Raw genomic sequence first — 25,842 nt, 5'->3', positions numbered from 1 at the left:
GGAGGAACACCCGCATGACCACCCCGACCCCCCATTCTGGCGACGACGAGTTCGTGCCGGAATACGTGGCACCGGCCTGGTACACCACCCAGCCCTGGAACGGAATCGCCGCAGCGAACACGCCGATCCCCTGGCACGCCCTGGGCCGGACAGCACCGTCAGAATCCGGCTGCCACAGCTGCCAGGCACACCCGGTCACCCGCACGGAGATCAGGTCCCACACCGGGCTGATCCTGTGGGGACAGACCCGCACCGTCAACCAGCCGCTGTGCCGTCAGTGCGGCATCGCCCTGGTGCGCACCATGACGACCAGGACCCTGTGGCAGGGCTGGTGGGGACTCCTCAGCCTCTTCTTCCACACACCCGCAGCCCTGCTCCAAAACCGTGCCGCCCACCGGCAGTTCACGGCGCTGCCCGCCCCGACGCCGCCGCCCGGAAGGAAATCCCTCAAACCAGGAAAGCCCGTGCTGCTGCGGCCGCAGGCCTACATCGCGCTCATTCCCCTCGCCGGGGCCGCGGTGCTCATCGCCCTCCTCGTCGCGGGATAGGCCCAACAACGGAAAAGGGGCGGTCCACGGCCAGCAGGCCGAGCCGCCCCACAGCCGTACGGCCTGGTGGCGACCAGGCCGACTGCCGTCCAAACGCCAGCGCGAGGGTCGCACCCCTCCACCAGCAACGCACCTAAGACCTTCCGGACCTGACCTTCCAGCCTCGTGCTGTCACGGGGCGAGCCCCGAGACGGATTCCATCATGCCCGACCACACCGCCGACCGCCACGCCTCCCGAAAACACGACTACAACACGAACTCCGCACCCTACAGGGAGACTTCGCCGACTACTGCGGACCGGCGCTTCGCGCTGATCACCGAACGGGAAGCCCAGGAGATCGGATCCACCGCCTCACGCCAGCTCCGCCGCGCCGACACCTTCCTCGCCGCAGCCCGGCACATGGTGCGGCACCATCCCAAAGCGGGAGCAACGACTATCCGCCTGGCGACCGCGTTCGCCGCGCGCATGCACCGCAGCCGCCACGGCCACATCGCCTTCAACCTCGACGGGACGGTCGCCGAGCTCGCTCTCAGCCGCCGCACGATCCTCAACCATGCCCGCTACCTGCGCGAGCTCGGCCTCCTCGCCTGGGTCGAGCACGGCTCGAAACGCAACATCCTGCGCACGCGACGCGGTGACACTTTCAGCCCTGGCGACGGCTACCGCGGCACTGCCACCATCTACGCGCCTGTCGCCCCACCCGCCTGGGACCACGCCCAAGGCCACCGCATCAGCGACACCGGCTACCGAGCCCGCCTGATCGGCTACACGGACAAGGGGCGCGCCCGAGCCGTCTCAGCAGCCCGATCAGAGGCACGACGAGCACGCCGGACGGCGGGTCGGCGCTGCACCCCTTCTGTTGTGGTCACCTCAGCTCCATCTCATCTGCAGGTAGACGTGGGGGAGAAGAAGAACACGGGACGCACCCAAAGGCAGACCGCTGCTCACCGCAGGCCCCGCATGCCGTTCACGGCCCTTGAGTGCCAGCAGGCCATCGCGCTCACCGAGCAGGTCCAGCGGGAGGTGTGGTGGCTCTACACCGCCTGCTCACGCCGCATCGCCTACGTCCTGCGCCCGCTCATCAGCGCCGGTTGGACCGCCGTGCAGGTCGCGGCCGAACTCGCCACCTGGGGTGTCCCCGCGTACCTGAAAGATGCCGCGGCCTATGTGTGCCACGAACTGCGCCGCCGGCAGGAGCGCGCCGAGCTCCCGCCTACTGAGCCCGCCGCCCGTGACCTGCCCGGAGACGACGGATCCCGCTACGAGGCCATGCTCCGTGAACGCGCCGGGCAGTCCTCTGCCTTCTGGCGATACGCAGCGCAGACCCGGTCCGCGCTGCGGGACGAACTCGCCCGCTGGCGACGCCACCGGCGTGAGCAGGAGACCCGGCACGTGTACCGGCCGATGCTCCGCGAACCCGAGGAAGTCTTCTTCGCATCCCTGCCGGCTGAGACCTGGGCCGACGCACCCACCCCGAGAGAGATCTACCAAGCCCGTGCCCTGAGAGAGCAACCGGGTCACGGGCGCGGCCTCGCGGCTGCCGACAGTGCGTGGCTCAGCAGCCTTCACGAGCACGCGAAGGCGGCGCGGGCGTGTGACGCGCTGCGCGAGAGGTGGTCGGAAGAGTGGCGGCAGGATTCCATCGTCGGCTGCGAAGTGGATCCGCGTTAGCCTCCATGATCAGAGATCAGGGAGGCGGCAGGGGAGCGCACGGTGCAGGGTGAGTGGCTGGACGATGAGGCTCTGCGTGCCGCGGTTCGCGAGTGGGAGGATGCCGAGGAGTTCGACGCCTACCGCGTGCAGTGGATGCTCGACCAGGCAGCGGCAGGTCGGGTGACCCCGACAGGCGACGACAGGAAGCTGTTCGCCCTGGTGGAACTGCTGAAGTCGCAAGGCCGACAGGCCTCACCGGAGGGGCGCCAGCGGGCCTTCAACGCAATGTTGACCGAGGCAGGCAAGCGCAGCGGGGGCGACGGACAACGTGACCCCGCCCGCATCGAGCAGACGCACCAGGCCGCATTGGCAGCTTTCCGGGCATCCCTTGACCAGCAAAGGCCGGACGGTGACGCCTGAACCGCCTCGTAGAGGTGGCCTCACCTCGTTCACACAACAGGCGCTCCGCCCAGGCTGCTGCGACGACTCCGCGGTTCCCTCTGACGTTCAATGGGTCCGGTCAGAACACCGCGTTTCTGGCACGAGCCTCATGATGGCTCCTTTGGATCGCTTCAGGCGGCATTGCGACTGCGGAAGTGCCGTCGTACGAGATCGAGGGTTCCGCCGCCCAGGCGCAGCCGGGGCACTGTTTCCGGGGGGAACCAGGCGAGCATGACGCCTTCGGTGAGGGGGAGCCGGGCGGGGTCGCCGTTCCAGCGGGCAGCGTAGATCTGGACGGGGATCGCCAGTCCGTCCGGGGTGATGGCTTCCTCGGTCGCGAACATCTCCAGGTGCTGGGGGACGAGGCCGGCTTCCTCTTTCAGTTCGCGTCGGACGGTGTCTTCCAGGGTCAGGTCCTGGGGTTCGCGATTGCCGCCGAGCAGGGCCCAGCATCCTGGTGCCCAGATCCCCTCGCGCATGTCCCGCAGGTGCAGCAGGTACTCGCCCTGGTCGTTGTAGATGACCACCGAGGCGTTGAGCGGGACTGCCTGACCGTCGAGGTTCTTGAGTGTGAGGGCCGCCGGCCTGGCGGTGAACTGCTCGGCGGGCCGCCACGTCGCCTCGCCCGCAGGCCTGGGAGTCCTGCGGGTGCTCGGCGCAAGGTAGAAGGCGAAGCAGACGTCGGCGTGAAGATTCCCGGCGGCGTCGATGCTCACGGTGATGTCGGTGGGGGAGTTCGTGTGTTCAGGGGTGAGACACAGTGCGGCGGGCTGGATCTGGGCCTGTTCCTGGACGGCGCGGATTGCGGTCGCGAGCAGGCTTCGGTCGTCGGGGCACCAGGCCGTGGACGGCGTTTCGGGCACGTCCTGTGCCGCGGCCGGGACGTCCAGGACACAGCGGTTCTGGTCGATCACCAGGGCCGTGCAGGAGATGGACAGTCCGTCGGCCTCCGTGGCGTCAGCGTCAGTGTCGAGTGCTGTCGTCAGCGCCTCGAGTCGGCTCTTCTCCGCGGGATGGCGTGAGAGGTAGGCCAAGAGCACGGGCCGGAGAGCGGATCGGCTGGACACGAGTGAACCTCACGGTGCGTGGCGGCGGGGACGGCTGGTGACCAGACACGCCCGGCTGTCCCGGGGAACGTATCGTCCCATGGCGGATCTTTCACGTGGGCGAAACTCGGCCGGACCGCCCTCGAAGGGGGGCAGGCTCGGTGGCCAGCCGGGCGTGGAGATGCGAGTCGTGCCGGACGCCGTGCCCGTCGACGGTCGCCTGCCGCATCGTGCCCTCCAAAGTGAGAGCCGCTTTACCGGCGACGGTGCACGAGGCGGGATTGCCGACGGTGTGGTGCAGTTCGATTCGGTGCAGGCCCAGACCGTTGTCGGACGTGGGGGACAGGGCCCATGCGGCGGCGGTGATCAGGGCTCCTGCGGCCATGCCTCGGCCGCGCGCCCATGGGGCGATCCAACTGCCGACGACGGCGTTGCCGTTGTGGATGCTGCGCAGCCCGATGTAGCCGTTCAGGGCGTCTGTGGCGCTGTCGGCGATGGCGAAGACGGGGATGCCGGCGGCCCAGGATGTGATGCGGACCTGGAGCCAGCGGGCGGGGCACTCAACGGGGGGAACGGCACGCAGGCCGGCTCCGATGGCCCAGCGGGCGATCTCGGGATCTGCGAGAGAACGGGCGATCTGAGGTTCGTCCGCAGGTGTGAAGGGGCGAAGCGTCAGCCGTTTTCCGTGCAGGTGGGGCGGCAGCGTGGTGCCGGGCATGGGGAGACTCCCGTCTCGAGGTCGGTCAGGGGCGGGTGCGGGTCGACAGCACGGCGGTGTACTTGGTGAGGTAGACGTCGGGCCGGTACTGCAGGCGGTCGTGGTCGATCGGGTCGCCGAACAGTCCGTTGAGAGCCTGTTCGACCAGGTCGGCGCCGGTGATCTGGCTGAGTCGGTATCCGGCGGCGAGACGGGAGTTGATCTCGGTCATCACCACCGGGCGGGCATCGCTGTCGTCGGTGAGGCAGCCCTGCACGTCGCAGGGTCCGGCGGCGCCGACGGCGCCGAGCGTGGCGCGGACGAGATCGGCGGCCTGCGGGTGGTGGAAGGTGGCGGCGACCAATGACGCGCCGCCGTGGACCAGCAGCCGTTTGCGCAGGATGACGGAGGCCTGCCCGCTACGGTCCACCAGGCAGTCGGCGCTGAACTCCTGCCCCCGGACGCGCTCCTGGACAATCGGATCGGCGACCAGTTCGCACAGAATTTCCGCCTGCCGCCTGGTGTGGCAGAAGTAGACGTCTTTGGCGCCCTGTCCGCGGCGGGGCTTGACGACGAAATCACCGGTGTCGGGCAGTAGGTGCACGTCGGCGGGGAGCACCGTGTCCGGGATGGGGATCTTGTGGGCGGCGGCTATCTCGTAGAAGCGGGCCTTGTCGATCGAGGCAGTTGCGGCCGCGCGGGACGGCAGCCGGTGCGGACCCCTGCCTCGGCAAGCGCGCCCTGAAGTGCGATCAGCTTCGGCAGTTCATGCTCGACGGTCGAGATGATGCCCTCGGGGCGGAAGCTGCGGACAAGTGCCCACAGGTCGTGTTCGTAGGCGGCCGAGTCGGCGCGGGAGACGACGCGGGTGCTGATGCCGGGGATGAGCAGGCCGGGCGCCAGCGGGTTGGAGTCGGTGCCCAGCACCCACGTTCAATAAGGATCTTGTCTGACGGAGGTGCCCGGGATGGAGAACACCGCGCCCGCACGCCGGGACGTCCCCCGGGCACTCACAACAGAAGCGGCGAGCTGACCAGCCGCCAGGCGAACACCGTCGAATACATCACCGAATCAGTGCGTCGGCAGGGCAACCCGCCCTCGATGAGGGAGATCGGCGCCGCGGTACACCTCGCCAGCACCTCCTCCGTCGCCCACCAGCTGATGGCCCTGGAACGCAAGGGCGTCCTCTACCGCGACCCGCGGCGCCCCCGCGCCTACCGCGTACGCCCGTCATGGGCACCCGAACTCGGCGACCGCAGCACCGACCCGGTCGACGTCCCGCTCGTCGGACGCATCGCGGCCGGAGCGCCCCTGCTCGCCGAGGAGATGGTGGAGGACGTCTACACCCTGCCCCGCCAGGTCGTCGGCGACGGTGACCTGTTCGCCCTGACGGTCTCAGGTGACTCGATGATGGACGCCGCGATCTGCGACGGCGACATCGTCACCGTCCGCCGCCAGGACAGCGCCGACCACGGGGACATCGTCGCCGCACTCCTGGAGGACGAGGCCACCGTCAAGGTCCTGCGTCGCGAGGACGGCCGGGTGTGGCTGGTGCCACGGAACCCGGCTTACGAGCCGATTCCTGGCGATGACGCGCAGATCCTCGGCAAGGTCGTCGGCGTCTTGCGCCTGCTCTGACAAGACCGCCGTTTCCCGCGCTCGGCCAGGTGGGCTCGACTGCCTGACCCTGTCCCGTCCAATCACGTTCCGGCGCGCTGCGCTGTCGCCGGCCACCGGCGTCCGTATTGTCACATGTGCCCGGCTCGATGACAGGACGGCCGGTCATGCGGTCCCGCGCTCCGTTCGCACGCCGCGCGGGACCGCCCACACCGTCTGCATCCCGACCGGGTCGACGAGCGCGGAGCGAGCGGTGGCCGCTTCCACGTTGCTGGCCTGTAGAAGCCTGGGACGTTGTCAGTCGTGCCCTCTACTGTCTGGGCATGCCCACACCCCTGCCCGTCCCCGAGGGCGCGAGCTGGATCCTGCAGATCACGATCACGTCCGCGCAGGCGGCGAAGGCTCAGTGGAACGCGCAGTTGGACGCGCTCCGCCCGATCGCCGGATACGACGAGGCGACACAGACGTGGTCCGCTCACATAGGCGCGCTCAACCTGGCCGGACTCGGCGTTCTGCAGACCTTGTTCGATACGGCCCGCACCTACGGAACAGAGGTGCGCCTTGCACCGGTGCCTGTGCCGGAGTGGTGGAGGGGCCCTGTCTTCACCAGCGACTCCGAGATCGCTGCCCTGCTCCGGGCTGAGGCCGATGAGGGCCGGCCGCTGGGGCACCTTCCGCTCGCCTGACCGTCTGGCCTCGTACGGCCGGTGTCTGAGCCGGCCGCTTGCTCTGCACCCCAGTCGCGAGGGCGGCCGGGTAGATGACAGGGCTTCCGTACCGGGTGCGGGCCCGGTCGGCGACGGCTTCGATCGACAGCGGTTTCTCGTCACCGCTGGCGAGGGTGAGTTGCCGGGTCGCTCCCTCAGCCGGACTCAGAGCATCCGCGCGCAGCGCGAGATCGGCGGGGTCTGCGTGGAAGCCCGGACACCGGCGACAAGCACCTTCTGCCCGGGGACCATCGCGCGCAGGTGCGCGGCGTCGGTCGCGCCGAGCTCGTTGAGCAGCCGGTGGTGGTGGTCCATGAGGTGGTGGGTGACGTCGATCTACTGGGGCAACTACACCTGGCAGCCCCTGCCCGGCGGAGGCCATCGCGCGATCCCGGACTGCCGCACAGTCCTCGAGCGCCTCCGTGAGATGGCACAAGGCCGCAGGCTCGAGTCTTGCGACGGGGGGCTCGTAGCCGAACTCGCGGGGACCCAGTTCGGCGGGTACCGGGACGAGGTCTGGTTCATCCGGTGCCGCCGAAACAAGGAGCGAGATCTTTCCCGGCTGATCACGCTGTCAGTGCCCGATGGCAGCATGGTCGGTTCGCCCGCCTGCACACCGCAGACCGGGACTACTCAGAAATATGGAGCAAGCAATGAACCGGAGCGAACTGGTGACTGCGCTGGCGGAGCGCGCGCAGGTGACCCGTAAGGACGCCGACGCGGTGCTGACCGCCCTCGCCGAGAGCGTCGGCGATGTCGTCGCCAAGGGCGACGAGAAGGTGAGCATCCCGGGCTTCCTCAGCTTTGAGCGAACGCACCGTGCCGCGCGCACCGCGCGCAACCCGCAGACCGGTGAGCCGCTGGAGATCCCGGCCGGATACAGCGTCAAGGTCTCCGCCGGTTCGAAGCTCAAGGAAGCCGCCAAGGGCAAGTAGCCGCTGTCTTCTCGGTACTGGCGCCCGGTACGGCGTCATGGGCGGGACAGAACGGATGCCGGGTGTCGTTCGGGCCGCGGACGGCACCCGGATCCGTTCCGAGGATTCGCCCGCTCCTTCGCCGAGTTCGTCACCGAGCTCCAGTACCGGGGGAGGCCGATCGAGCACCCGGCGGAGGCCTCGGGCGCAGGGCAAGCGCGCAGAGTACGCGTGCGAGAGGCTCCCGATTCACAGCCACCCCTCAGTTTGCTCAGGACCTTTGTGGAAGATCTCAGGGGTCGGGATCGGCTGATGACCGACTACCGCGGGGTGCCCCTTGACGAGGTGCTCCGGCGCTACACGCAGGCATCCCTCGCGGCGGAGAACCTTGCAGACGAGCTGGGCTCGGTCTCCCTCGCCATTGAGCACCCGGTCCACCACGAGGCGTCCGACAAGCACAGGCAGGCGGCCGAGACCCGCTCGCCCAGCTCGCCACAGACCTCAAGTACCAGGGAATCGAATACCCGCTGGACGCCTACCGCATCTGCAGCTTCCTCACCCGCGTGGCAGGGGAGATGACGACGGCACTGAACCTGCTCAAGACCTCCGCGGAGAGCCGTCAGAACAAGGAACCGGTCGATCGCGAGTCACTCGACACTGCAGCACAGCGGTACGCCGGCACATCCGCAACGGCCGGACAACTCGCCTTCGCCTTGAACAAGGCCTTCTCCGCCATCGGGCACCTCGTCTACAGGGAGGCGCAGGACGATCAGGAGCCGGCATCACCGGCCTGACTCTGCCCCGCCAGGGCTGCGTTCGTCAGAGGACGCGGTGAACCGAGGTCGGGGCCGAGGCGCGGCCCCGACCTTTGCCATACCGACCCGTCGTGCGAGGCTGCCGTCCATGAACTCCCCGCATCCCCGCTCACCTGCACAGACGTTTCTAATTTAGTGACATGCGCTCAGTGAATGCATGACTTCAGCTATTTACGTGAGTGAGATTTGGTATTCTGTGGGGGAGTTGAGTACCGGGAGGGTGAGTGAGCCAGGCACCGCAGTCTGAGTCCGGGATGAACGCGACTGACGCTCGCAGAGACTTGTACGCGCTGGTCAAGCACGTCGAGGATGAGGGTGTCACCACTCTGATCTCCCGTGGCTCGAAACAGGAAGTCCGTGTTCTCCTTGCCCCGCTCGACCGGTTCCCCGCTGCGCGGAGGGCCGGCGCCTTCCCCTCCTGGGTACTGAGCGCGGCGCAGAAGGAGTTCGGCGTCCTGGTCAGCCGGGCAGCTGGCGGCCAGCCCCAGGTGCTGCGCCGCAGCAGCACACCCGTCGCGGTCCTGCTCCCTGCCGACGGCCCGATCAGCAGCACCCCAACCGACCCGGCCGCGAACCATGCGGCGACCGCAGGAGGCGCGGTGACCAGCCAGCCCAGTCCCACCCGTGATGCCGGGCGCCGGCTCGCCACGCTCGGCGACGCCCTCGGCGACGTCATCACCCCCGGTACGGCCCCCGGCCTGTCCTTCGGGCTGGCCGGCCTGGACACGGCGACCGGCGGTCTGCACCCGGGCCGGCTGGTTCTGGTCGCGGCGCCGCCGCAGGTCGGCGGAAGTCTGATCGGTCTCGCGGCCGCCCGTCACACCGCGTTCGACCTCAACCACCGTGTCCTGTACGCGGCGTCGGGCCCTAACCGTGCGGACATCACCCGCAGGATCATTGCCGCGGAGGCCGGCGGCGACTACGCCCGCCTCAAGAGCGGCGCTCTCACCCCGCATGAGCAGGAAGTCGTCGAACAGCTGAGGCACGCGCCGCTGCTCATCGACGACGGCAGCGACCTGACCGCGGAGGCCATCGCCGAGACGGTCCCCGTTGCCGGGGACCTGGCGCTCGTCGTCGTCGACCGTCTGCAGCGGGCCCGCAACCCGCGCCTGCCGCTGTCCGGCGACCATCTCCCGGCCGCCAGTCAGATCCTGCGGGAAATCGCCAGCAGCCAGAATGTGCCGGTCCTAGCAGTCCTGGACACCGATGATCCTGCCATCGTCGACCTGCTGGACGCCGACGTCGTCCTCACCCTCACCGCACACCCCGACACCGGTGAAACCAGCGTCACGGTCGCCGAACGGGACCTGGGCATCATCGGCCACGCCCGCTTGCGCCCCGACCTCGCACACGCTCGCTTCCTCGACACCAGCACCGCGGCGCCCGCGGCCGCCGATGTCGCGGCGGCTGGCAGCCAGGCGGCCGGAGACGTCATCGGCACCGGCGTCGACCATGAACTGGCCGCGGCCGCGCTGCCCTTCACCTCCGGCGCCCTGCAGGGCCTGCCCGCCGAGGCAACCCACCTGCTGGCCGCGCTGCGCACCGCGCTTGCCGCTGGCAACATCAAGGACCTCGACGAACTCCGCACCCCGCTGCAGGCCCTGGCCGCCGGGCTCAGGCTGCCCGAGACCGCCGAGGGGCGCCGGCTCGCCGTGGCCCTGCATGCCTACAACGCGCCCACACCCGCAACGGGACCCGACGCCGCCGAGCAGCCTGCCGCCCCGGAATCCGCCCGGCCTGCCGCCGGCAGCGGTGTTGCTGAAGACGCGGACGATGAGGTCAGGCGGGATGACGATGACGGCCTGGTCCCCGGGGACGAGGAGGACGAGCCGCAGGGTGCGGTGTTCCCGGCGCTGCGGATCCTCAAGGACTCGGTGACCCGTTCGAAGATGCACCCGGTCCCGGTGATCCGCAAAGAGGACCGGGAGGGCGGCCCGTGGCCGCTGGTCAGTGAGGACATGGACGGCGAGCCCCGCTGGGTGCACCCCGAGGTCACCAGCACCCGCGTCGCCCACGTCCGGGACAACGGCAAGCGGGTGCGGCGCGACCAGCTCGAGGTACCCGCTTCGTTCGGCGACGGGGTTCTGTGTCTGATCGACCGCAACGGCTCCTTCCCGTCCGCCTGTTCGGCCGTCCCCCTCGCCCCGAACAAACTCCTGCACACCGGCGCTCTTGATGCCTTCGACCGAAGTCAGGCCGGCATCTACGAGATCGACATCCCGGACTGGAACTATCCGGAGATGCCGCACCCGCTCGGGCGGCTCACCGACCGGCCCGACGAGCAGGGCCGGGTATGGGTGACCACCCCGCACATCAAGCAGCTGGAGCGCCTCCACCGCGACGGCCACCTCACCCAGCCAGTCACGATCCACGACTCGTGGACGGGGAAGGCCAACGAGTCGCTGTTCAAGCCGTTCTATACCGCGGCCCGCGAGGCCCGCACGGAACTCATCCAGGCCGGCGGCGAGCCGTACAAGAACTACAAGACCCGCCTGTCCATCGCGCTGCGTCTGCTGTGGCCCAAGCGGCCCGAGTCCCGGTCGCCGTTCTGGCGGCCGGACTGGCGCATGAGCATGGTCGCCGAAGCATCCGTCCGCCACTGGCTCAACGCCTTCAAAGCCGTCCAGGAAGGCCACACCCTCATCGCCCTGCGCAACGTCGACGCCGCCATCTTCTGGACCCCAAAAGACACCCCGCCCAGCACCTACCGCATCGGCACCGGCTTCGGCGAGGTCAAAGCCAAGTTCATCCAGTCCGGCGAGTTCATCCCGGAAGGTGACGACTGATGGCCGGCCCCACCGGACACGGCCACTCCCTCGGCGCCGCCCTGGGCGACCTCCTGCGCGCCCAGGTCACCCCTCGCCACCGCCTCGCCTCCTACAGTGCCAAACACTGGCACGCCCAGCTCAGCCAGCTCACCGGCACCCGCCGCGGATACGAAGCCCTTGACGCCGCCGGCCTCGACGTCCGGCCCGACACACTGATCAAGTGGCTGTCGGACTCCGAGTACAACGTCCGCCGCAGCTACCGCGACCTCATCCACACCGCCTACGAGAACGTCGCCATCGTCCCCGCCGACCCCCTCCCCGACACCGTCAAGGACGGCCAGTTCGAGATCACCGGCCTCGTCAAAACCGGCAACGACGAACGCGAACGCGGCACCCGCCGCGCAGCCCCTCTGCGCATCGACGCCGGCCGCGGCGACTGGAGTGCCATCGAAGCCCTCTGGCTCGCCGGCGACCTGCGCGACGACGACTTCGAAGACCGCTTCATCGACGACATCATCGTCGCCGACATCGGCGAAGGCACCGACGGCTGGGAATTCAGCGGAAGCGCTTACGCCGTCGAACTCCGGTGACAGACATTCCTATTGCCGGTGAGTCAAGCGGTGGTAGCCCGAGCGAAGCCGCTCCGCTCACCTGCGCGGAGATGCAGCTGTGCGAGTCCAGCTTCAGTCCCGCCCTCCGCAAGAGTGACGCGGCCACTGCAGCCGGTCACCGGGCAGCGCAGCGCGAGGCAGGGCAACGCGAGAGTCTCTCTGGCCACTCGGCGGGCTGGCCTGTCCCTCCTTCCTGCCTATACGCATCTGCACCGGCAGGCGGCTGCGGGTACCGCGACGGCAGATTGCCTGGTCCGGGTCGAGAGCAGCACTCCCCGCGCCCGCATCCAGCCGCCGGGGCCTCTTATGGCGCCGAGGGATGAAGGGGAGGGCAGGGAACGTCAACCCGCTCTGGAGCCGATGCAGGTCTCCTATAAAGAACTCCCAACGAAATGGGTGGTGGGGAGGGTTAGGCTCGGTGGCCATGAGTCAGAGTGGTTCGCAAGCGGCAGCATTCTTCCGGGACGTCCGTCAGAGCGGAGTGGTCTGGCTTGTCCGGGATGACGATGGAAGTCCAACGTCACTCTCCTCGGATGGCACACGGAGTCTTCCCTTCTGGTCGACCTCGGCCCGTGCCCAGAGGGCGGCGAAGATCTGGGGGCATGATCTGCGGGTCGAATCCGTGTCCTTGGAGGACTGGCGCGCCCGTGAACTTCCCGACGTTGCTCGGGAGGGACTCATGGTCGGCATCAACTGGAGCGGGCCGCGCCTCGTCGGCTGGAGCTTCACCCCGACGGAAGTTCTCAACCGACTGGCGGCGGCTGACCAGTCGCGGGGTCGCTCGGCAGAGCGCGCAGTCGCCTCCAGCAGATGATGCCGCAGGCCAGGCTGAGGAAAGCCTCGTGGATGTCGTCGCGGATCTCCCAGCGGATGCGTAACCGGCGGAACCAGTGCAGCAGGGCGAAGCTCTGCTCGACCACCCACCGGTGGACACCGAGCCCAGAGCCGTGTCCGGTGCCTCGGCGCGCGATGACCGGGGTGATCCCGACAGCCCGGACCTGTTTGCGGTACTTGTCGTGGTCGTAACTGCGGTCGGCGTAGATGGTGTCCGGTCGTAGCCGTGGTCTGCCGCGTCGGCCCCGGACCGGTGGGACGGCCTCGATCAAAGGCATGGGTTGGGTGACGTCGTTGCGGTTTCCGCCGGTCAGTGACACTGCCAGCGGGATGCCGTGCGCTTCGGTGATCAGATGGTGCTTGGAGCCTGTTCGGGCACGGTCGACCGGGCTCGGTCCGGTTTTGGGCCGCCCTTCAGGGCCCGGACGTGGGTGAGGTGACTCCCGTGGTGTGGACACTCTGACAATGGATCTTGTAGGTCCGAGGAAGGGTGTCCTGGTGGGACGGAAGTCTCCATATCCGGTGGAGTTCAGGAACGACGCGGTGGCGTTGTACCGCGCGGGAGGCGGCAAGCGGACGTATGCCGCGGTCGCCGCGGATGTCGGGGTGACCGGCGAGACGCTGCGCAGTTGGGTCCGGCAGGCCGACGAGGTCGCCGACCGTGGGCAGGTTGGTGGTGAGGAGGCGGCAGAGGATCGGGACGAGGAACTGGCGAGGCTCCGGGCCGAACTCGGCCGGTTGCGCAAGGCCGAGAAGGAGTGGGAACTCGAGCGGGAGATCCTGCGCCGGGCGGCCCAGTATTTCGCCAAGGAGATGAGGGCATGACCGGCCGCTGGGACTTCATCTCCGCCCACCGCGCCGACTTCGGCGTGCAGCGGATATGCCGGGTCCTTGAGGTCTCGCGCTCGGGCTACTACCGGTGGCTTGCCGGCGCGGAGGCCCGACAGGCCCGCCGGGCAGTCGACGACGCCCTGGTCGAGGAGATCCGCGAGATCCACGCCGATCACAAGGGCATGTACGGAGCCCGCCGCATCCACGCCGAACTGCGCGGCTTGGGACGCACCGTCAACCGCAAGCGCGTCGAACGGCTGATGCGCGTCAACGGGGTTGAGGGCCGCCATCTGCGGCGGCGCAAACGCACCACGGTCCCCGACCGGCTCGCGCCGCCGGCCCCGGACCTGGTCAACCGCGTGTTCCATGCCGGGCAGCTGGACGAGAAGTGGTGCGGCGACATCACATACGTGCAGGTCGGTGGCACGTGGCTGTATTTGGCCTGTGTCCTGGACATCTGTTCACGCCGGGTGCTCGGCTGGTCGATGGCCACCCACATGCGGACCGAACTCGTCGTCGACGCACTGAAGATGGCGGTGGCGACCCGGGGCGGCGGCGTGGCCGGGGTGATCTTCCACGCAGACAGAGGCTCCCAGTACACCTCGGGCGCGTTCGCCCAGGTCTGCGACCGTTTCGGGGTCCGCAGGAGCATGGGCCGCGTCGGGTCGAGTTACGACAACGCCCTCGCCGAGAGCTTCTGGCAGGGGCTGAAAAGAGAGACGATGCACCAGAGGCTCTTCGCGACGATCAGCCAGGCCAGGCTGGAACTCTTCCAGTGGCTGACGTACTACAACGCGCGAAGGCGCCACAGCTCGCTCGGCTACCTCTCACCCGTCGAGTTCGAACAGCAGCACCAGACAGAACGTAAACTCACACTCGCGGCATGAACCCCTGTGTCCACACTCCGGGGGTCACCTCAGGGTGAAGTTCCCCCCGCGAACTGGACAGCGGGTGTTTACGCTGCCGGGACGAGGTTCTGCCTGAGCAAGGATCTCGTTTCGAGGGGGGTGACGTACCCGTAGTCGGGGTGCCGACGGAGTCGGCTGCGGTTGTACTCGACCTCGACGTAGCGGAAAACGTCGGCCCGGGCGGCCTCGCGGGTCTCCCACATGGTCGTCCCGATCTCCGCTTTCAGGATGGCGAACCAGCTTTCCGCGGCGGCGTTATCGTAACAAGAGCCGACGCGCCCCATCGATTGCCTCATGCGCAACTTGCGTACTTCGCTGCGGAATTCGTCACTCGTGTACTCGCTGCCGCGATCCGTATGCATGACGCAATCCTGCTCCAGGCCGCCACGCCCGGCCGCCATCCGCAAGGCCGCGACCGGCAGCTCGGCGCGGTGGTGGTCGGCCATCGCCCAGCCGACCACCTCCCGCGTCGCGAGATCGATACAGGTCGCCAGATACAACTTCCCTTCCAGCGTGTTGAGTTCGGTCATGTCGCCGACGAGCCGCATCCCGGGCCGGGGCGCGGTGAAGTCCCGGCCGATCAGGTCCAGCGCGAACACCGCCCGCTTCGCCTGCCGGGTCAGGCCCCTCCGCCGGCGGCGAGTGATCCCGACGATCCGGTGCTTGCGCATCAGCCGCTCGATCTTCTTGGAGTTCACCACCCGCCCGGCCCGCCGCAGGGCGGCGTGGATCCGCGGGGCCCCGTAGGCGCCGCGAGATCCGGCGTGAAGCACCCGGATCTCGCCCAACAGCACCTCCTCGGCCCGCTCCCGCACCGTCCGGGCCGGCCGTGACGCCCTGTGCGCGTAGTAGGTGGAACGGGGCACTCCCAGCACACGGCACAGAAACGCAACGCTGTGACCTGCAGGATTACCCTCCGATGCCTTCTCCGCATCGATGAACCGACACCGTGCCACGGTGTCTACCTCATCTTGTCCTGAGCGAAGAAGGCGGTCGGTCGGGTGGCCCGGGGGAATCTCACCCCCGGGCTCCCACAGATCCCGGCGTGACAGTCTCCCGTCACCGGGCTCTTATCATCCTGGTCTTCAGGTGACGTTGACCCATTTCCAGTGTGCGAAGAATGACGGGTAGGACTTGACGACCTGGTCCCATCTCCGCGATGCCTTCTTGTAGGTCTTCAGCCGCTTGTGTTTCTTTCGGACCCAGCGCAGCAGGTAGAAGTTGATGCGCTGGAGGAGGGGATACAGTTCGGTTTGATAAAAGGCCCCGTAGTACTGCATCCATCCGCGAATGATCGGGTTGAGCCATTTCGCGAACTCGCCGAAGGAGTAGGTGACGTGCATGTGAATCCGCCAAGAGCGGACTTCCGCGCTCATCTTCTTCAGGGCACCCTTGCTGACCGCCGGGAGGAAGGACGTGAAGACCTTGCCATGGCGGTCCTGTGCCGGGCGGTTGCGGAATGTAAAGCCCAGGAAGGCGAATGAGGTGGCCGTATCATCACGGCGTCGCTCCCTTCCGCAGTACACGATCCGCGTCTTGTCCGGGTGCAGTTGGAGTCCGACCTCTGCCATTCTGCCCTCAAGTTGCGCCAGGACCTCTCGGACCTGCCGCTCCGACGAGCAGTGGATCACTGCATCGTCTGCATAGCGTTCGAACTGGACACCCGGAAAAGTCCGGGTGAGCCACATGTCGAATGCGTAATGCAGAAACAGATTCGCCAGGATCGGGGATACCGCAGATCCTTGCGGGGTTCCGCGGTCTCTCTGCTGCAAGGTGCCGTTGGGCATCAGCACGGGAGCGGCAAGCCACCGCTTCACGTACAGAATTACCCACGCGGCGTCAGTATGGGATTCCACCGTCTTTATGACCAGATCCCAGCGAACACTGTCGAAGAACTTGGCGATATCAAGGTCAATCGCCCACTTCTTCTTCCAGCACCTTTGCCGACACGCCGACACCGCGTCCAGTGCCGACCGTCCGGGACGGTAGCCGTAGGAGTCCGCATGGAACAATGGCTCCACCCGTTTCTCCAGATGCTTGGCCACCACTGTCTGGGCGATCCTGTCCGAAACTGTCGGAACGCCGAGCAAACGGACCCCGTCGCCATGCGACTTGGGAATTCCCACGCCTTTCACCGGGAGCGGAAAGTAACTTCCCGAGGACATTCGGTTCCAGATCTTGTAGAGGTTACCCTTCAGATCCTTCTCGAATTCCTCGATCGTGCAGCCATCCACCCCCGCAGCGCCCTGATTCTCCTTCACCTTCAGATACGCCTCCCAGACCTCTCCTTTCGAGATATCAAACGGCTTCCCTGTCGACTTCAGCTCGCTCACGCAGCTCCTCCCGAGCAGAACCCGGTTGACCAGACAAACGAACCACGGACAATCCGGCCCCTTCGCTCCACCCTCACCGCGCCGAGCAAGAGCTTCATCACTACTACGAACCGGTCCGCCAACACAGCTTGCATCGGTACTCAGCCTCTCGCGGGTTCTCCGCTTGAGGTTCTCCCTTGCGCGGCGTCATCCAAATCGGGCTACCGCAGCATCAAACCGTGCCTTCCCACGTTCCGCACGAGCGCCGCAGACCAGGATCACGTCGCCTCTACGCCGGGCACCACCTGGCCAGTAGATCGGGTATCCGCCAGGCTCATCCCGGGGCAAAAAGTAACCCCCGGTTTTGATGCCGCTTAATCCTTAACGACGCGTCAACAGCGTCCCCGTGAACGGGATTCGCGCTCCGTCTTCCTGATCCCCACCTGACGCCTCTTGGGCGCCTTTTCCACATCGCTCACCACGGTCGCGTCACCACTTCCGCAGCATGTGGCGGTTTGAAGCCTCCCCCCGCAGGGCGGCTCCGAAGGGCCTACCTTCATCACTCGTACAGCACCACGTTCTTTCGCTCAACTACCCATAGCGAACTCCCGTGTTCGTGGCACACCTTTTCCCAGAACCTCGATCGTGGCCTCCTGCTCGCGAACCTTCCGCCGCAGCCGGACCAACTCCTCACGCTCCGCAGTGGTCAAAGCCCCGGCGGGCCCCTCGCCGCGGTCGACCTTCGCCTGCTTCACCCACCCGCGCAGCCCTTCCGGACTCACGCCCAGATCCCTCGCGACCTCGGTGACCGTCTTCTCCGAGGACAACGCCAAGGCGACCGCGTCCCGCTTGAACTCGGCCGTGTACCGCTTGCTCATGTTGCTCTTGCTACTCACTACCTGTGAACTGCTTCCTCCGGGACCATCCATCCCAGTATCAAGCTGTCCGGCCGGCAGGGGGAACCTCACCCAGGCCGGCGCCTTCCTCACATGGCTCGCCAGCCGAGGACGCGCAATCGGGCACTGCCAGCAGGCCGACATCGACGCCTGGCACACCGAGAGCCTGGCAACCCGCCGTCCGTCCCAGTCATTCCTGCGGTGGTGCATGAAGAGCAGCCGGATGCCCCGCCTAACGCTGCCGACGGCGGTCATCACGCAGGATTCGGAACCGCTGCACCAGCACCGCCGGCTCGCGATTATCCGGCGTGTCCTCAACGACGACTCCCTGCCCCTGCGGGCCCGGGTTGCCGCCGCGCTCGTTCTCCTCTACGCGCAACCAGTCAGTCGTATCGTCCGCCTCACCGTCGACGACGTCATCGACGACGAGACTGTCGTCACCGTCCGGCTTGGAGACCCGCCGTCACCGCTGCCGGAGCCCGTCGGCAACTTGATACGGGCCTACATGCAGTCCCGCCAGCACCTGCCCTACGCCAGCAGCCGGAGCTCACAATGGCTCTTCCCCGGCCGCCAGCCCGGACAACCGATGAACCCGGTCAGCCTCCAAGTCCACCTGCGCGAGATCGGCGTCCCTCCACAGCGCGGCAGGACCTCCGCGATCCGTCAGCTCGTCCTCCAAGCCCCGGCCCCCGTCATCGCGAAAGCACTGGGCTACCACGACAAGACCGCCACCCGCCTGGTCACCGAAGCTGGCGGAACCTGGAGCCGATACGCCCCCGGTGACCACACACGGTGAGTCTGTCGCTCCACGCCAGCTGGCATGCCTCGTCACTCGGGAAAAGTGAAGCCCAGTTCGCGCAAGCGGGGCAGGCAGGATTCGAGGCACTGCTCCACCGACGCAGCATCGGTACGCACGAGGATGTCGTCACGCAACGGGGCGCCACTGGCCACGAACGTCCAGGGCTTCCGCCTCTCTGCCATCCGCTCAGCATCAGCCTTGAACAGCACAGTTATGCCCTGTTCGGCCAGCGCCTCCATGATCGCGACAATGTCCACCGATGCCCCCTCCAGAAGTGGCTCGAACACCACGGTGAACCTATCCGCCCGAGGACGGACCACGAACACTGGCCTCGCCACCCAAAGTGACCACGAGGGTTGTCCGAAGTGGAATACGCGACACCTCAACATGCGGGCCTACCAGTCCCGAGGCCGGTGTTGGAGGCGCTGTCTGAGCGGGGCAGGCTATAGGGCACGGCTGGACCCTCGACACGGAGTTCCTCCTGCCCCATCAGCAGCAGGCCGGCGCCCTGGCGGGACACGGTCTGATGGAGCTGGCCGGGCGGGAGGATCGGGCGGAACTGTCCGTGTTGGAGGGCGGGCCGTACGGTGGGCGGCCTGCCTGACCCCGCACGGGTACGACCCCCTCACCTACGGACGACTCCGCTCCCGCGCCGAACCGGCCCCCGCCGAGCCCACTGCGCGACGGCCGGTGGAACTCATCCCGTCGCAAATGGCAGCCCTGCGCGCGTTCACCCACCTCGCCGACCGGCTCCGGATCTCGCCCGCCGAAGGGCTTGCCGAGCAGGTCCGTACGGCGTCGTGCGATCACGGGATCAAACGGTGGCAGCTGCATCTGACCGAGGAACAGATCGCTTCGGTGGCCTACGGGTTCTGGCTGCACCGGATGACCGGTTCCGCCGCGGAGGCCAACCGCTTCTTCCGTGAGTACGGCGCCGCCTACACTCCGTCTCCGGCCGAGGGCGCCCCGCCATCGCGCGCCGGCGCCACGATGGCGGCACTCGGGTCGGCTGCCCTGCCCCGGCCCGGGGGAACCTAGCGGGCTCGCCGCCCTTCAGGCCGTCTGGCACCTGCCCGACCACGACGTCGCCATGCTGGTACGGAAGCTGGCGTGCACCACTTATCCGACTGCACACGGGTCTCTTTCCCAGGGGATGGCCTGTACCGTCAGCCGGCGTCCGTCAGTCCGTATACATCGCGGCGCTCGACGGCCAGGACCGCTTCATGCTGTAGGCGATGACGGGGCCCGTCGCGTGTCCGGAGTGACATGGTCACAAGCAGGGGGAGCGTCCTGTCTGCATAGATCGTGATCTTGCTTGTGTGCAGGAATTGGTATGGATATTTGTCCTAGAAATGGACCACTAGTCGGCACCACTGTGTGCATACCGTTGGCCGCATGAGTAGGAACGAAGCACGTGAAATCGTGTGGCGCTCTTCGAGCACACGCACCGCCCGGACTGGCCTCGGGCCGTGATCACCCGGACCCGACACCGTGATTGGTCCTGCTGTGGCACTGTCCGTTACGACGCTGGTGACGCAGTAGGGCTTGATCGCGCACTTCGGTCGCGCCGCATTCGCCGGGCAGACCGCCGGTCTGCGGATCGGTCCGGCGCCTTTGGTTCTGGGATTCCGGGGCCTGGCCGCACCGCCTTCTCGGCAGTCGCCGACCGGCGCGTGAGGTACGAGGGAGAGCAGGAAATCCACCGTGCGCCGTCCTGTTGCTGTCGGTGTCAGCCGATGGCCATCGGCTTCGACCAGGCCCGGCAGGGGCCCCGGCGGAGCACGCGTGACGGGCCGAGACTCCCGCTGGTGGCAGGGGCATGACGCGCCCGGTAGCTCGATCGCTCCTGCACTGAACCCGTCCATCCATCGAACAACCGAGCAGTGGGGGGACCGCATCGCCGAGGGGGGAGATAGAAGGGAAGAGCCATGGACAGTCCCGCGAAGACAGCAGCCGCCGAGGTGTCGTCGGCCACCGAGGCAGTCTTCCCAGCGGTAGCTCTCCTCGACGCGCGAGGGACCGTGGTCGGGTGGTCGCAAACCGCTCAGCGGCTTGTCGGCTACTCGGCCGCGGAGGTGGTGGGGCGCTCGGCCGATGTCCTGTTCGTCGCTGTAGACGACCGGGCAAAGGCTTCCCAGGTCGCACAGGAGAGCGTCCTTCGGGGAGGCTGGTCCAACCTGGTGCAGGTGCGCCACCGTAACGGCCACAGCATCGAGGTGCGCCTGTGCGTGTCATCGCTGTCCGGCCAGGACGGCCGGGGCTGGTGGGTGGTCTGCGCGACCGACAAGGCGCTGGTTCCCACGTGGCCGGCCAAGGCCACAGAAGCTGAGCCGCTCCTCGCCAGGCTGCCGAACTGTCCGCCGATCGGTGTCGTCGTACGGGACACGCACCTGCGCTGCATCCAGGTCAACGACACCCAGGGCTCCAAGGACGGCATCCCTATCCGCAAGCGGCTGGGCCGCACGCTGACGGAGGCAACGCCCGGGAGGGAGGCCGAAACGCTGGAAGCGGTGATGCACCAGGTACTGGTGAGCGGCGACCCGGCGATCAACGTGGACTACCGCGCCTTCCTGCCAGCGAACGAACGGCACTGCCGCACGTTGACGGCGTCCTTCTTCCGCCTCGACGACGCGCGGGGGTGCGCCCTGGGCGTGTGCGTGGTGAGCGTGGACGCCTCCGACAGCCGACGGGCACGAGAGCGCCTGACCATCCTCGGCACGGTCAGCAGGCGCATCGGCACCACCCTGGACGTCATGCAGACCGCGCAGGAACTGGCCGACCTGGCCGTGCCGCTCCTCGCGGACTACGTCACCGTCGACCTCGCGGAGTCCGTCCCCCTCGGCGAGGAACCGCTGGCCCATCTCGGCCCGCAGGACGGGCGCATCCCCGTCTTCCGCCGCGCGGGCCTGGCCTCGATCCACCCGGGAACACCGGAGTCCCTGTTCGCTCGCGGAGAGCCCGTCTTCGTCCCGCCCACCTCGCCGTTCACCGGGGTCCTGCACTCCGGGAGATCCCACTTCGAGCCGGTGCTCGACGCATCCCCCGACACGTGGCTCGACCACCACGACCCCGCGCGGGCGAAGAAGATCCGCGAGAACGCCATGCACTCGCTGATGGTCGTCCCGATCCAAGCCCGCGGCGTAGTGCTCGGCGTCGAGGTCTTCGCACGGACAGAAGACCCCAGACCCTTCGAGGAGGACGACCTGCTCCTGGCCGAGGAACTCGTCAACTGGGCAGCGCTCGCCCTGGACAACGCCCGCCAGTACGCCCGCGAACGCTCCGCGGCACTCGCCCTGCAGCGCCTGCTGCACCCCCATCGGCCCACGGGCGGCTCCGCCGCTGATGTGGCCTGGCGCTACCTGCCAGCTGACAGCCACCACGGCATCGGGGGCGACTGGTTCGATGTGATCCCGCTGTCCGGCGCTCGCGTCGCCCTGGTCGTCGGCGACGTGGTCGGACACGGCATCAACGCGGCGGCGAAGATGGGCCAGCTCCGCACGGCCCTGCACACCCTCGCGGACACGGACATGCCTCCCGACGAAGTACTGTCCCGGCTCGACGAGCAGGTCATCCGCTTCGCGGAAGCGGAAGATCCCTGTCACCCGGACACCACGATGATGGCCGCCACGTGCCTGTATGCCGTCTACGACCCGGTCACCCGCACCTGCACCATGGCGCGGGCCGGCCATCCCCCGCCCGCGGTCATCGCCCCCTGCGGCCAGGTCACCTTCCCCGACCTCCCCGCCGGAGCGCCGCTGGGCCTCGGGCTGGTTCCCTTCGAGTCCACGACCGTGGAACTCGCCGAAGGCAGCGTGCTCGCCCTCTACACCGACGGTCTCATCGAGGCCCGCCACCAGGACATCACCGATGGCATGAACCGTCTGCGCGCGGCCCTCTCACGGCCCGGCCTCACCCTGGACGATCTGTGCTCCTCGACCGTGGACACACTGCGGGTCAAGCCGCCGGGCGACGACGTCACTCTGCTCCTGGCACGGACGTGCTCGCCGAGCACCGACAAGGTTGCCTCCTGGCAGTTCCCCAGCGCCCCCGCGGTCGCGAGCCGCGCCCGCATGCTCGCCGCCCGACAGCTGACCCAGTGGGGACTGGAACACCTGGCCGAGTCCACAGAGCTGATCATCAGTGAACTGTTCACCAACGCCCTCATCCACGGCAACGGCGACTGCAGCAGCGAGTGCAGGAGCGACCGCACGATCGGCCTCCGGCTCATCCGCCACGAGATGCTGACACTCGAAGTCTCCGACGCCAGCCACAGCCACCCGCTGGTACGGCACGCCCGGTCCACCGATGAACACGGTCGCGGCCTCTTCCTCGTCGCTCAGCTATCCCGCCGATGGGGAACCCGCCACATCCCGGACGGCAAAATCATCTGGGCTGATCAGCAACTGCCGGCCGCTGCGTGAAACCACGTGCCCGCTCAACAAGGCCGGAACAGCAAGAACGGCCGCCGCGGCCAGACGCATGCAGCAGTCACCCCGGCGCCCTGTGCCCTGACGCAGCCGGAGTGCGTACCAGCGGCGCCCCTTCATCAACGCGCGCCCCGAACCTGGGAGAACACTGATGAGCAGACCGCCTTCGCCGGCGCCCAAGGCACCGAGGGGAGAACGGGGCTACCGATGGGTGACCCTGTGGGCCGCGACAATCGCGGCGGTTCCGGTAGCCGACTGGTTCCTCCCGCCAAACATCCACCTCGCCCAGTTGCTGGTCCTCCCGCTCGCACTCGCCGCCGCCCTGGCCGACACCCGCCGAACTGCCGTCACCGCTCTGCTGGCCCTGGCCGCACTGATCGCCGCGGGAGCCGAGAGACGCACGCTGACGACCGAGAACGTACTCGTGCAGATGCTGGCCCTGGTGCTGCTCTCGACACTGCTCCTGATCGCCACCCGCCTGCGCGAACGCCACCAGCGCCAGCTGGCCATCGTGAGCCAGGTCTCGGAAGCCACACAATCCGTGCTCCTGCGGCCACTGCCACGACGCGCAGGAGCTGTGTCCCTGGCATCGACGTACGTGGCCGTGGGGACCGGAGCCCGTATTGGCGGAGACCTCTACGCACTGGTCCGCGCGCCTGGCGCCACCCGGCTGATCATCGGGGACGCGCGCGGCAAGGGGCTCGGAGCCATCAGCGACATCGACACCGTCCTCGGCGCCTTCCGCTTCAACGCCTACCGTCACTCCACACTGTCCGGGCTCGCTTCCGCCCTGGAGTCCGACGTGTGCTGGGACCTGCGCCAGTCTCACCGCGGGGATCCAGACGACTGGCCCGGTGAACGCTTCGTCACGGCGGCCGTGCTCGAGATCCCGGACGACCAGTCCTGCGCCCGCCTGATCAGCTTCGGCCACCTGCCGCCGCTCCTCCTGCACGGCAGGCACGTCACACCGCTGGAAGTCAGCGTCCCCGCGCCCCCGCTGGGTCTGGGCGCACTGGCGGAGAGCGAGTACGCCCCATTGACCTTCCGTTTCGCCCAGGGCGACCGACTGGTGCTGTACACGGACGGTGTCACCGAGGCCCGCGACCGAACGGGCAGCTTCTACCCCCTCACGGAGCGGGTGACGACTTGGGCCGATCAGCGACCCGATGCCCTCGTGCGCAGGATCGGCGCCGACCTCAGCGCGTACACGGGCGGGTCACTGGCCGACGACATGGCCCTGATCGTGCTCCAGCACGAGGGCGAGCACGCCCGGGCCCGCATCTCCGAAGACCGCTGGGACGCATGACGAAGGCGCGATTGATCGAGGAGAGGCAGGCGTGGGCGCTGGCGCTGGGCGCACGCTCAGCGCCCACGCCTGCTGGTGCCTGCCGGTCGAGCGAGGCGCACGGACGCGGGGTGCGCGCCTCGGTCACGATCACGTCGGATGGACGCGTCGAGTGGAGATGAAAGCAAGCTCGATGGCAACGCGCAGCTAGTAGGACTCCGTTACGTCTGCCTGTCGGTCCTGTCTGAGGGAACGCGGAAGGTGTGGATGCACATGAAGTGAACCGTGCTCGGGCGAAGTTAGCGCTGTTCGTCGCTGATGTGTTCGCCTCGGTGCCGCGCAAGGATCAGCGGGCCAAGGGCGACTGCTATCTGCGGGGGCTGATGCTGGACGGGCGGCGCAAGTCGATCCAGCCGATGGCGGAGCGGCTGCCGGACGGCAACGAGCAGAACCTGCAGCAGTTCGTGAACCAGTCGACCTGGGATCCGGTGCCGGTGAGACGGCGGCTCGCGCAGCGGATGGTGCCCCAGGTCGGCCCGGATGCCTGGGCGGTGGACGATGTGTCGTTTCCCAAGGACGGCCGGATGTCGGTGGCGGTCGCCCACCAGTACTGCGGAGCCTTGGGTAAGCAGGCCAACTGCCAGGTCGCGGTGAGCGTGCACGCGGTCTCCGACACCGCGTCCTGTCCCCTGCAGTGGCGGCTGTTCGTGCCCCAGGAGTGGGCGGACGATCCGGTTCGTCGGCGCAAGACCCAGATCCCCGACGAGATCGGGCACCGGGAGAAGTGGCGCCTGGCCCTGGACACCCTCGACGAGCTGGCCGGATGGGGTCTGGTGCCGCCGGTGCTGGTGGCCGACGCCGGCTACGGACAGAACGCCGACTTCCGCGACGGACTGGAACGTCGCGGCATCGACTACGTGGTGGCGATCCGCTCGGATGTGACCGTCCACCCGCATGATGCGCTGCCCACGGCCCCTGCCTGGTCCGGCAACGGCCGCAAACCCCAGCCCCGCTACCGCGACAGGCCGACCCCGGTGGCCGCACTCGCGGCCGGCCACGGGCGGCAGGCGTTCAACGAGGTGACCTGGCGGGAAGGCTCCCGCGGACCGATGCGCTCGCACTTCCTGGCACTGCGGGTGCGGCCGGCCGGTATCAAATCCCGCCGCCTGGCCCAGGCCGCCGCCACCGACCCAGGCAGCTGGGACGGTGTCCTGCCCGAGGTCACGCTGCTGATCGAATGGCCCGCCGGGGCCGAGGAACCCACCGACTACTGGCTGTCCAACCTGGCCGCCGACACCCCGGTCGCCGAGCTGGTCCGCCTGGCGAAGATCCGCTGGCGCATCGAGCACGACTACCGCGAACTCAAACACGGCCTCGGCCTGGACCACTTCGAGGGACGTTCCTGGACCGGCTGGCACCACCACGTCACCCTGGTCACCGCCGCCCACGCGTTCCTCACCGAACAGCGCCTGGCCCCAAAAGCCGATACAGCGGACTCACCCTCTACCAGACCCTCGACGCCCTCCAAGACCTGCTGAACTGCTGGACCGGCACCTGCACCACCTGCCACCGCCCCCTGCCCACAACATCCACCACCAGCCAAAACCTCAGAGCCAGAGCAACCTAACGGAGTCCTACTAGTGCGTTGTCCACGAACGTTTGCCGGGGTTGTTTAGGCGGCTTGAGGCCGTGGCCGTCCCCAGCGTTGCTGGCGTTCGCTGCGGACCTTGGC

Annotated in this window: 26 protein-coding genes; 16 read left to right on the top strand and 10 right to left on the bottom strand. The window is 68.0% G+C overall.

What is annotated here, in order from left to right; translation table 11 throughout:
- Positions 1-14 precede the first annotated feature (14 nt).
- From ABZV34_RS24735 to ABZV34_RS24725, 3 genes are all read left to right on the top strand, one after another.
- Positions 15-548, top strand: a complete 534-nt coding sequence (locus tag ABZV34_RS24735) for a hypothetical protein (RefSeq protein WP_356280564.1) — start codon at positions 15-17, stop codon at positions 546-548.
- Between the two features lie 202 nt (positions 549-750).
- On the top strand, positions 751-2,220 hold the full coding sequence (locus tag ABZV34_RS24730; protein WP_356280561.1) for a hypothetical protein: 1,470 nt from the start codon (positions 751-753) through the stop codon (positions 2,218-2,220).
- A gap of 42 nt (positions 2,221-2,262) precedes the next feature.
- A complete protein-coding gene (locus ABZV34_RS24725; protein ID WP_356280558.1) occupies positions 2,263-2,622 on the top strand; it encodes a hypothetical protein in 360 nt (119 codons plus the stop codon).
- Positions 2,623-2,774: 152 nt separating this feature from the next.
- Here the strand turns inward: ABZV34_RS24725 and ABZV34_RS24720 are convergent, their stop codons facing one another.
- The 4 genes from ABZV34_RS24720 to ABZV34_RS24705 all read right to left on the bottom strand — a co-directional run bounded on the left by ABZV34_RS24720 (position 2,775) and on the right by ABZV34_RS24705 (position 5,313).
- Positions 2,775-3,710: an NUDIX domain-containing protein gene (locus tag ABZV34_RS24720; protein ID WP_356280555.1), complete on the bottom strand. Its 936-nt coding sequence runs from the start codon at positions 3,708-3,710 to the stop codon at positions 2,775-2,777.
- 91 nt (positions 3,711-3,801) lie between these two features.
- Entirely contained in the window at positions 3,802-4,407 is a 606-nt protein-coding gene (locus ABZV34_RS24715) for a GNAT family protein (protein WP_356280553.1), read from the bottom strand.
- A 25-nt stretch (positions 4,408-4,432) separates the two neighbouring features.
- The gene (locus ABZV34_RS24710; protein ID WP_356280550.1) at positions 4,433-5,005 is read right to left on the bottom strand and encodes an ATP-grasp domain-containing protein; all 573 of its coding nucleotides are present in this window, start codon (positions 5,003-5,005) and stop codon (positions 4,433-4,435) included.
- Positions 5,006-5,037: 32 nt separating this feature from the next.
- Positions 5,038-5,313, bottom strand: a complete 276-nt coding sequence (locus ABZV34_RS24705; RefSeq protein WP_356280752.1) for a hypothetical protein — start codon at positions 5,311-5,313, stop codon at positions 5,038-5,040.
- A gap of 9 nt (positions 5,314-5,322) precedes the next feature.
- On the opposite strand from ABZV34_RS24705, the gene lexA reads away from it, so the two are divergent.
- Positions 5,323-6,024 (top strand): transcriptional repressor LexA, encoded by a 702-nt coding sequence (lexA, locus tag ABZV34_RS24700; protein ID WP_356280735.1) that lies wholly within the window; start codon positions 5,323-5,325, stop codon positions 6,022-6,024.
- A gap of 302 nt (positions 6,025-6,326) precedes the next feature.
- Positions 6,327-6,689, top strand: a complete 363-nt coding sequence (locus tag ABZV34_RS24695) for a hypothetical protein (RefSeq protein ID WP_356280547.1) — start codon at positions 6,327-6,329, stop codon at positions 6,687-6,689.
- Positions 6,690-6,875: 186 nt separating this feature from the next.
- Here the strand turns inward: ABZV34_RS24695 and ABZV34_RS24690 are convergent, their stop codons facing one another.
- Positions 6,876-7,025 (bottom strand): hypothetical protein, encoded by a 150-nt coding sequence (locus tag ABZV34_RS24690; protein ID WP_356280544.1) that lies wholly within the window; start codon positions 7,023-7,025, stop codon positions 6,876-6,878.
- 338 nt (positions 7,026-7,363) lie between these two features.
- Between ABZV34_RS24690 and ABZV34_RS24685 the strand changes: the two genes are divergently transcribed.
- From ABZV34_RS24685 to ABZV34_RS24665, 5 genes are all read left to right on the top strand, one after another.
- Positions 7,364-7,645, top strand: a complete 282-nt coding sequence (locus ABZV34_RS24685) for an HU family DNA-binding protein (protein ID WP_356280541.1) — start codon at positions 7,364-7,366, stop codon at positions 7,643-7,645.
- Positions 7,646-8,199: 554 nt separating this feature from the next.
- Positions 8,200-8,418: a hypothetical protein gene (locus ABZV34_RS24680; protein WP_356280538.1), complete on the top strand. Its 219-nt coding sequence runs from the start codon at positions 8,200-8,202 to the stop codon at positions 8,416-8,418.
- Between the two features lie 275 nt (positions 8,419-8,693).
- Entirely contained in the window at positions 8,694-11,225 is a 2,532-nt protein-coding gene (locus ABZV34_RS24675; RefSeq protein WP_356280535.1) for a DnaB-like helicase C-terminal domain-containing protein, read from the top strand.
- Positions 11,225-11,797, top strand: a complete 573-nt coding sequence (locus ABZV34_RS24670) for a hypothetical protein (RefSeq protein ID WP_356280532.1) — start codon at positions 11,225-11,227, stop codon at positions 11,795-11,797. Before ABZV34_RS24675 ends, ABZV34_RS24670 begins: the two co-directional genes overlap by 1 nt.
- A gap of 340 nt (positions 11,798-12,137) precedes the next feature.
- Positions 12,138-12,632, top strand: coding sequence for a DUF2750 domain-containing protein (locus ABZV34_RS24665; protein ID WP_356280529.1), 495 nt, complete (start codon positions 12,138-12,140; stop codon positions 12,630-12,632).
- On the opposite strand, the gene ABZV34_RS24660 is transcribed toward ABZV34_RS24665, so the two are convergent.
- Positions 12,562-13,110, bottom strand: coding sequence for an IS5 family transposase (locus ABZV34_RS24660; RefSeq protein ID WP_356280526.1), 549 nt, complete (start codon positions 13,108-13,110; stop codon positions 12,562-12,564). The two genes, ABZV34_RS24665 and ABZV34_RS24660, sit on opposite strands and share 71 nt — an antisense overlap.
- Before the next feature lie 40 nt (positions 13,111-13,150).
- Here ABZV34_RS24660 and ABZV34_RS24655 point away from each other — a divergent pair.
- A protein-coding gene (locus ABZV34_RS24655; RefSeq protein ID WP_356280732.1) for an IS3 family transposase occupies positions 13,151-14,370 on the top strand; the annotation gives its coding sequence in 2 pieces (ribosomal slippage) (positions 13,151-13,406 and positions 13,406-14,370; 1,221 coding nt in all).
- A 68-nt stretch (positions 14,371-14,438) separates the two neighbouring features.
- On the opposite strand, the gene ABZV34_RS24650 is transcribed toward ABZV34_RS24655, so the two are convergent.
- From ABZV34_RS24650 to ABZV34_RS24640, 3 genes are all read right to left on the bottom strand, one after another.
- Entirely contained in the window at positions 14,439-15,407 is a 969-nt protein-coding gene (locus ABZV34_RS24650; RefSeq protein WP_356280729.1) for an IS3 family transposase, read from the bottom strand.
- A 69-nt stretch (positions 15,408-15,476) separates the two neighbouring features.
- Complete coding sequence (ltrA, locus tag ABZV34_RS24645; RefSeq protein WP_356280523.1) at positions 15,477-16,724, bottom strand: group II intron reverse transcriptase/maturase; 1,248 nt, start codon at positions 16,722-16,724, stop codon at positions 15,477-15,479.
- A 566-nt stretch (positions 16,725-17,290) separates the two neighbouring features.
- The gene (locus tag ABZV34_RS24640; RefSeq protein WP_356280520.1) at positions 17,291-17,581 is read right to left on the bottom strand and encodes a transposase; all 291 of its coding nucleotides are present in this window, start codon (positions 17,579-17,581) and stop codon (positions 17,291-17,293) included.
- 241 nt (positions 17,582-17,822) lie between these two features.
- On the opposite strand from ABZV34_RS24640, the gene ABZV34_RS24635 reads away from it, so the two are divergent.
- Positions 17,823-18,395 carry a hypothetical protein gene (locus ABZV34_RS24635; protein ID WP_356280517.1) on the top strand — a complete coding sequence of 191 codons (573 nt, stop codon included), beginning with the start codon at positions 17,823-17,825 and terminating at the stop codon, positions 18,393-18,395.
- Positions 18,396-18,427: 32 nt separating this feature from the next.
- Here the strand turns inward: ABZV34_RS24635 and ABZV34_RS24630 are convergent, their stop codons facing one another.
- On the bottom strand, positions 18,428-18,685 hold the full coding sequence (locus ABZV34_RS24630; protein WP_356280514.1) for a hypothetical protein: 258 nt from the start codon (positions 18,683-18,685) through the stop codon (positions 18,428-18,430).
- 424 nt (positions 18,686-19,109) lie between these two features.
- On the opposite strand from ABZV34_RS24630, the gene ABZV34_RS24625 reads away from it, so the two are divergent.
- The 4 genes from ABZV34_RS24625 (at position 19,110) to ABZV34_RS24610 (ending at position 25,648) form a co-directional block, all read left to right on the top strand.
- Positions 19,110-19,436 (top strand): DUF6417 family protein, encoded by a 327-nt coding sequence (locus tag ABZV34_RS24625; RefSeq protein WP_356280511.1) that lies wholly within the window; start codon positions 19,110-19,112, stop codon positions 19,434-19,436.
- Positions 19,437-20,326: 890 nt separating this feature from the next.
- Positions 20,327-22,819 (top strand): SpoIIE family protein phosphatase, encoded by a 2,493-nt coding sequence (locus ABZV34_RS24620; protein WP_356280509.1) that lies wholly within the window; start codon positions 20,327-20,329, stop codon positions 22,817-22,819.
- Between the two features lie 157 nt (positions 22,820-22,976).
- Complete coding sequence (locus tag ABZV34_RS24615) at positions 22,977-24,131, top strand: PP2C family protein-serine/threonine phosphatase (protein WP_356280506.1); 1,155 nt, start codon at positions 22,977-22,979, stop codon at positions 24,129-24,131.
- Positions 24,132-24,373: 242 nt separating this feature from the next.
- Positions 24,374-25,648: an IS701 family transposase gene (locus ABZV34_RS24610; protein ID WP_356280503.1), complete on the top strand. Its 1,275-nt coding sequence runs from the start codon at positions 24,374-24,376 to the stop codon at positions 25,646-25,648.
- The last annotated feature ends 194 nt before the right edge of the window (positions 25,649-25,842 follow it).

Origin of the sequence: Streptomyces sp. NPDC005195 (genome assembly GCF_040608315.1) — a bacterium.
GTDB classification, from domain to species: Bacteria; Actinomycetota; Actinomycetes; order Streptomycetales; family Streptomycetaceae; genus Streptomyces; species Streptomyces kaempferi.
Note: the sequence above shows the minus strand (reverse complement) of the source record. Positions and strands in the feature narration are given on the sequence as shown.

Excerpts from the sequence above, each read along its gene's own strand:
- ABZV34_RS24735 (WP_356280564.1), top strand. The coding sequence starts at position 15 with ATGACCACCCCGACCCCCCATTCTGGCGACGACGAGTTCGTGCCGGAA.
- ABZV34_RS24730 (WP_356280561.1), top strand. The coding sequence starts at position 751 with ATGCCCGACCACACCGCCGACCGCCACGCCTCCCGAAAACACGACTAC.
- ABZV34_RS24715 (WP_356280553.1), bottom strand. The coding sequence starts at position 4,407 with ATGCCCGGCACCACGCTGCCGCCCCACCTGCACGGAAAACGGCTGACG.
- ABZV34_RS24695 (WP_356280547.1), top strand. The coding sequence starts at position 6,327 with ATGCCCACACCCCTGCCCGTCCCCGAGGGCGCGAGCTGGATCCTGCAG.
- ABZV34_RS24690 (WP_356280544.1), bottom strand. The coding sequence starts at position 7,025 with ATGGACCACCACCACCGGCTGCTCAACGAGCTCGGCGCGACCGACGCC.
- ABZV34_RS24685 (WP_356280541.1), top strand. The coding sequence starts at position 7,364 with ATGAACCGGAGCGAACTGGTGACTGCGCTGGCGGAGCGCGCGCAGGTG.
- ABZV34_RS24680 (WP_356280538.1), top strand. The coding sequence starts at position 8,200 with ATGACGACGGCACTGAACCTGCTCAAGACCTCCGCGGAGAGCCGTCAG.
- ABZV34_RS24675 (WP_356280535.1), top strand. The coding sequence starts at position 8,694 with ATGAACGCGACTGACGCTCGCAGAGACTTGTACGCGCTGGTCAAGCAC.
- ABZV34_RS24670 (WP_356280532.1), top strand. The coding sequence starts at position 11,225 with ATGGCCGGCCCCACCGGACACGGCCACTCCCTCGGCGCCGCCCTGGGC.
- ABZV34_RS24665 (WP_356280529.1), top strand. The coding sequence starts at position 12,138 with ATGAAGGGGAGGGCAGGGAACGTCAACCCGCTCTGGAGCCGATGCAGG.
- ABZV34_RS24640 (WP_356280520.1), bottom strand. The coding sequence starts at position 17,581 with ATGAGCAAGCGGTACACGGCCGAGTTCAAGCGGGACGCGGTCGCCTTG.
- ABZV34_RS24635 (WP_356280517.1), top strand. The coding sequence starts at position 17,823 with ATGCCCCGCCTAACGCTGCCGACGGCGGTCATCACGCAGGATTCGGAA.
- ABZV34_RS24625 (WP_356280511.1), top strand. The coding sequence starts at position 19,110 with ATGGCAGCCCTGCGCGCGTTCACCCACCTCGCCGACCGGCTCCGGATC.
- ABZV34_RS24620 (WP_356280509.1), top strand. The coding sequence starts at position 20,327 with ATGGACAGTCCCGCGAAGACAGCAGCCGCCGAGGTGTCGTCGGCCACC.
- ABZV34_RS24615 (WP_356280506.1), top strand. The coding sequence starts at position 22,977 with ATGAGCAGACCGCCTTCGCCGGCGCCCAAGGCACCGAGGGGAGAACGG.